The organism is Dietzia sp. DQ11-38-2, from assembly GCF_014145055.1.
Taxonomy (GTDB): Bacteria; Actinomycetota; Actinomycetes; order Mycobacteriales; family Mycobacteriaceae; genus Dietzia.
In genome coordinates this window covers 1-5,956 of record NZ_JAALDW010000258.1, presented here as the reverse complement: position 1 = coordinate 5,956, position 5,956 = coordinate 1, and the positions used below count along the sequence as shown (strand labels likewise).

Below are 5,956 nucleotides of genomic sequence, written 5' to 3'. Positions count from 1 at the left end.
TGGCTACCGCACCACGCACATCCGACGTACACGGACGGCGGCGGACGGGTACGACTGACCGAGTTCTCCCTCGCCGGTGTCGAGGCGATGCTGGCCGAGGAGATCGCGGCCCGACCGTCCTTCGGGGCGGGCGCGACGCCTCGGCCGGGGGAGCCTCATCTCGTGGTCGTGGTGGACGGTGTGGGTGTCAACGGCGCGGAGCGTCTGGTCGCGGAGGACGGGTTGGACGGCGTGACCGTCCTGGAGGTCTCCGGGAGTCGCGCCGGTCAGTTACGCGACCTCGCGACGAGGCTCGGGCTGTGTGTCCGGGTCCACGATGACGGCGGCGCCTCGGTGCGGACCGAGTCCGGGCAGGAGTTGGTCGCGCGCGCGGACGCCATGAGCCTTCCGGAAGCGGAGCGACTCGCCATGGCACTCGCTCGATACCGGCCCGCGGATACCGTGACCAACGCGGACGGCTCCACGTCGATGAGGCGCGTCCCGGGCCTACCGGACCTGTTGGGGATCGGGTCGGCGGCCAGGGTCGATCCGGCGGTGGCATGGCGTCGACGAGGTGGACGTGATCGATTGCGCGTCCCGGTGGGTGTGAGCCCGGATGGTGCGCCGGTGGAGTTGGACCTCAAAGAGGCCGCGCATGGCGGGATGGGACCGCACGGACTGTGTATAGGCGCGACGGGCTCCGGCAAGTCCGAGTTCCTCCGCACTCTCGTCCTGGGTCTCGTCGCCACCCACGACCCGGACGCGCTCAACCTGGTCCTGGTGGACTTCAAGGGTGGGGCCACGTTTCTCGGACTCGAGTCGCTGTGCCATGTGGCTGCCGTGATCACCAATCTTCAGGCCGAGATCACCATGGTCGACCGGATGCGGGACGCGCTCGAGGGGGAACTCAACAGGCGCCAGGAGGTGCTCCGCGCGGCGGGCAACTACGCGGGGGTCGGCGACTACGAGGCGGCGCGGGCGAGGGGTGCCCAGCTGGACCCGTTGCCCGCTCTGGTGATCGTCGTCGATGAGTTCTCCGAACTCTTGTCCTCCAAGCCGGAGTTCGCGGAGTTGTTCCTCACCATCGGGAGGCTCGGTCGCAGTCTGCACATCCACCTCCTGTTGGCGTCCCAACGGCTCGAAGAGGGGCGACTGCGGGGTCTCGACAGTCACTTGTCCTACCGGATCGCACTCAAGACGTTCTCCGCGACGGAGTCCCGCACGGTTCTCGGCGTGACCGATGCGTATCACCTGCCCGCCACGCCGGGCGCTGGCTTCCTCAAGGTCGATTCCGGTGATCCGGTGCGCTTCGACGCCGCCTATGTCTCGGGCCCTTACCAGGAGGATCGTCGGCGGGAGGGGGCGTCCGTCGCGGCACCGGTCGCCCGTGCCACGGTGCGACAATTCACGTCCTGGTTCATGCCGGTGGCCGCTCCCGTCCCTCCGGCCAGCGACTCCGTCTCCGATCGAGGGGGCCCGGCCGATCACGCCGGTCGGGACGATCAGGAGGAGGGCTCGAGTCTGCTCGACGTTCTCGTCGGTCGGCTGTCCGGCCACGGGCGACCCGCGCACGAGGTCTGGCTCGCGCCACTGGGTGCCGGAGCCGCCCTCGACTCGGCGGTCGGCAGAGAACCGATGGTCCCGGATGACGCCGACCCGCCGAGTTGGAGCTTTCCTCTCGCGGAGGTCGACCTGCCCTTCGAGCAGCGCCGAGCCATCTGGTCCGTGGATCTCTCCGGGGCGGACGGCAACGTGGCGGTGGTGGGCGGGACGAGGTCGGGCAAGTCGACCGCCTTGTGCACCCTGGTCCTGGCCGCCGCGGCGACGACCGGGCCCGACAGGCTCTCGGTCTACGTCGTGGACCTCGGTGGCGGGGCCCTCCAGTCGATCTCCCCGCTCCCTCACGTCGGAGGAGTCGCCCGGCGCGGCGAGGACGAGAAGGTTCGCCGTACGGTCGCGGAGGTCGACGCCGAACTCAAGCGGCGGGAAGCGGTCTTCCGTGACCAGGGCCTGACCTCGATCGACCAGGCCCGCCGCAGACTCGTCCAGCGTGATGGCCGATCAGTCGCCGAGTACCCCGACATCATGTTGGTGATCGACGGTTGGCAGGCGTTCAGGACGGAGGTCGAGGATCTCGAGCAGGTCGTGCTGGGGCTCGCGGCGGACGGTCTTGCATACGGTGTCCATGTGGTCCTGTCGGCAGCCCGGTGGGCCGACCTCCGGCCGGCGCTGCGGGACGCGCTCGGCACGCGTGTCGAACTCCGGTTGGGCGATCCCACGGATTCGATGATCGACCGCCGCGCGGCGGTGACCGTTCCCGCCTCCCCCGGACGGGGTCTGACCCGGGACCGACACCACATGCTCATCTTCCAACCCAGACTCGACGGGCTCGTCGACCCGGGGGGCATCGCCGACGCCACTGCCTCGGCCTCCCGGCATCTGGCGCAGCGGTGGCGCGAACTCGCGGGTCCGGTCACCGCGGCGCCGGTCAGGATGCTCCCGGAAACCCTGCCGTACGGCCAGCTCGCGAGCCTGGCACGACCGGGACCGGACGGTACCCGTTCACGCGTGCCACTCGGGGTGGACGAATCCGACCTGAAGGTCGTCTACGCCGATCTGGACGCCGATCCGCTGATGTTGGTGCTGGGTGATTCGGAGTGTGGCAAGACCTCCGTGCTACGAGCCCTCACCCGGGGACTGATCTCCGGCAACACCGCGCAGTCGGCGAAGATCATCGTGGTCGACTATCGGCGCACCATGCTCGGCGAGGTCGAGGGCGACCACCTCGCCGGGTACGCCGCCACCGAGACCGCGCTGGCGCCTATGGTCGAGCACCTCGTGGAGATCCTCGAGCAGCGGATGCCCGGGGCGGAGGTCACTCCAGAGGAACTCCGTTCGCGGTCGTGGTGGGACGGTCCTCGAATCCACCTCGTCGTCGACGACCTCGATCTCGTCGTCACGGGTGCGGGAAACCCGCTGACCCCACTGGCCCGCTTTCTCCCGCACGCCCGCGACATCGGGTTCTGCGTCGTACTCGCGCGGCGGTGTGCTGGTTCGTCTCGGGCCCTGTACGACCCCTTCGTCGGGAGGATCCGGGATCTAGGCGGCGCCGGCCTCATCATGTCCGGGAGCAGGGAGGAGGGGCCGCTTCTCGGTGGGGTTCGTCCCACGCCCATGCCGGCGGGTCGGGGCAGGTTCGTCACCCGGAGCGGCGGTGTCCATCTGGTGCAGACCGCACTGGCGTTGCCATGACCCGGGTAGCAGTGAGCCTCGCGGTCGACCTCTCGTGCTCCGGACTCGCGGTGGCGTCGGCGTCGGCGTCGACCGTCCTCTCCCCGTCGGTCACGCCGACCTCGGTACTCGCCGGTGTCTACGGGACAGCGTTGCCCCCGGGGGGCGATCGGATCGAGTGTTCCGATCGTGTCGACTCCCTCGCTCTTAGCCACCCGGACCGGTGTCTGCTCGATCCGGTGGCGAGCACCCACCGCGATCGCACCGAGGTGGCGGGCCTCTCCGTTCCCGTGGACGAACTCCTGGCGGCGCCCGTCTCCAGGGCACTCCGGTGGGGCGGGGCGGGGGAGGGCGACGGGGTGGTGCTCCTCGTTCCCAGTGAGTGGGGCAACACCCGATCCGCTCGGCTGGCCGCCGCGGCGGAGGGGCTGGGGGTGGCTCCGCGGATCGTCCGCTCCGCACTGGTGACCGCCGACGCTCTGCCCTCCTCGTCAGCCCGCTGGGCCGTGTGCGTGGAGGCATCCGAGGCCCGGACCATGGTGAGTCTCGTGGAACGCACACGCGGGGAACTGACCCTGATCGACCGGGCCCTCGTCCACCGCTGGGACCCGCGCCGGGATTCGATGCGCGACGACGAGGTCTCCCGTGTGATCGATGCGGTGACCGCCCTCCGACGGGCGAGGCGTGAGGCGGGCACCGGTTCGACTGAGGTTCTGGCTCGTGGACGCAACTGCGAGCGAGTGGTGGACGCCTGCGATCAGGCCCGATTGCTGTCCTTCGTCGTGCCGGAGACCGCTCCGGTCGAGGCGGCACTGCGACTGCACGAGGATGTCTGAGGCTGCTCGGGCCGGCGATGAGGAGGGAACCGAACGCGGTCGCAGCGGCGTCGAACACTGTGACGGACCCACGAGGGGGCCGCAGGACGACAAGGGGAGGACGAGATGGCCGGTTTCAACACCCACATCGGGACCATGGACACCGCGGCCAGGCGGGTCGACGAGGTCAACATGGAGATCGATCGACTACTCGGGAACGTCCGGGACTCGGTGTCGCAGCTCGGGGGATCTGTGTGGCGGGGTGCGGCGCAGGCGCGGTTCGCCACCATCATGACGGAGTGGCAGCAGCAGAGCGCCAAGCTCAACTCCGCCCTGGCGGGCATCTCGGAGACTATGCGGGTCAACAGCACCTCGTTCGACGCCGCTGATCAGGACTCCGCGCAGGCCATCAGCAGAATCGGCGCCTCCGGGCCTCTGAACATCTGACCACCCATCCTCGAATCGGGAGAATACTCATGACCTCAGGACAGATCACCTACAACCACGGCCCGATCGAGGCGTTGGTCGGCCAGGTCGGCTCGGCCTCCACCGCGTTGCGGACCACCCTCGATGACCTCAAGACATACCTCGCGCCGCTCGTCGCCGAATGGGAGGGCGACGCCGCCGTCGCCTACCACGCCCACCAGAACGACTGGGACCAGGCGGCGGCAGCTCTTCAGGCGATGCTCGCGGAGATCTCGCGGGCAGCGAGTCAGGGCAACCAGGGAATGGCCGATGCCGACCGCCGCGCCGCCCAGGGGTGGGGTTGACCCGCGCGGCGGGTATGACGATCGCGGTCTGAATGACCGAGTCCTGGCGGGCCGCCGCCCTGCGGTTCGTGGGCCCCGGTAGCCGAGTGTCCGGTGACCGGGGTCGGCGGCCTTTTCCGGGCGGTGATCGGGAGATCAGGCGGGGATCATCGACGCCCCACGTGCAGCACACCGTTCTTGCGCCTGTAACAGCATGAGGGGGTCGTGTCATCGCGCCCCCTCGACGGCGGATGGGCCCGCTTGGCCTGGCACTTCGGAAGTGTTCTTGAGGTAGACGGCGAGCATCGAATCCCACTCGTCCTTCGACATTGCGAGGTAGGCCGCTCCACAGGCCAGGTGCACGCCTTCCAGCGCGTTGTGGGACTTCTGTTGTAGGGCGAGGCCTTCGGCCATCCAGCCAAGGCGGTCGAACCCGGGCCGCCATCGTGGCGTTCGACCCCGCTGTTCGGGGAGGCCGAGGAAGCTGTCCTCATATCGGGCCTGCCAGGCGTCCAATTCGGCCCAGAGGTCTCCGCCCGGGTCCACAACTCGGCCACCGTAACGATCGACGTTCGCCATGATCGCGGCCGACATCGTGGACAGCTCGGGCGGCATCTGGCTGCTACCGAACGGCTGGAACGGCATGGCCTGCCGATCGAACACGTCCCTCTTGCCGTCGATCTTTCGATATCCCCTCCAGTCAGGGACGCGATCTTCGACCTGCTCTCTCACAGGCTCAGGGAGCGCGTCGAAGAACGTGGAACCCACATAATAATAAGGGATCTCATTCCTGATAAACCCACAGAGCGTGAGCCCCTCAAGCGCCACCTCCACCATTTCCGAGTCGTCAGGTCCGGGCATTCCGCTAAACCGCGCTTCCTGGCATCTGTGTAACTCATCTGACCAGGTCCGGATTCTCTCGCCGAGATCGTCGGTGAGGAAGAGCGACTCCGGCGTAGGGAATAGCTCCCACTCCCGCAGTTCGTTTCCCACCCAGTTGGCAAACGGGCTGTTTCCCCCGAACAAGGCGTATTCCAGAGTGGTTTCGGACGAGAGCGAAAGCCATGGTGCAGCGCCCGAGAGAATGGATCCGACGATGAAGTCCCCGTCGGCGGTGTGAACGGCGCTGCCGTAGCTCATGGACATACCCCACGCACTAGCCCCGGTGATTCACGGGCCGTA

At 68.4% G+C, this 5,956-nt stretch carries 5 protein-coding genes; 4 read left to right on the top strand and 1 reads right to left on the bottom strand.

Annotated elements, in window-relative coordinates; all coding sequences use genetic code 11:
* From eccCb to G6026_RS09480, 4 genes are all read left to right on the top strand, one after another.
* Positions 1 to 3,231, top strand: a 3,231-nt coding sequence (eccCb, locus tag G6026_RS09495; protein WP_241728003.1) for a type VII secretion protein EccCb, incomplete at its 5' end; no start/stop codon positions are given.
* On the top strand, positions 3,228 to 4,046 hold the full coding sequence (locus G6026_RS09490; protein ID WP_182613015.1) for a hypothetical protein: 819 nt from the start codon (positions 3,228 to 3,230) through the stop codon (positions 4,044 to 4,046). The genes eccCb and G6026_RS09490, both read left to right, overlap by 4 nt.
* A 105-nt stretch (positions 4,047 to 4,151) precedes the next feature.
* Entirely contained in the window at positions 4,152 to 4,472 is a 321-nt protein-coding gene (locus G6026_RS09485) for a WXG100 family type VII secretion target (protein WP_107757033.1), read from the top strand.
* Between the two features lie 29 nt (positions 4,473 to 4,501).
* Entirely contained in the window at positions 4,502 to 4,795 is a 294-nt protein-coding gene (locus G6026_RS09480) for a WXG100 family type VII secretion target (protein WP_107757032.1), read from the top strand.
* A 207-nt stretch (positions 4,796 to 5,002) separates the two neighbouring features.
* Here G6026_RS09480 and G6026_RS09475 read toward each other — a convergent pair whose 3' ends face one another.
* Entirely contained in the window at positions 5,003 to 5,914 is a 912-nt protein-coding gene (locus tag G6026_RS09475) for a hypothetical protein (RefSeq protein ID WP_182613014.1), read from the bottom strand.
* Positions 5,915 to 5,956 lie beyond the last annotated feature (42 nt).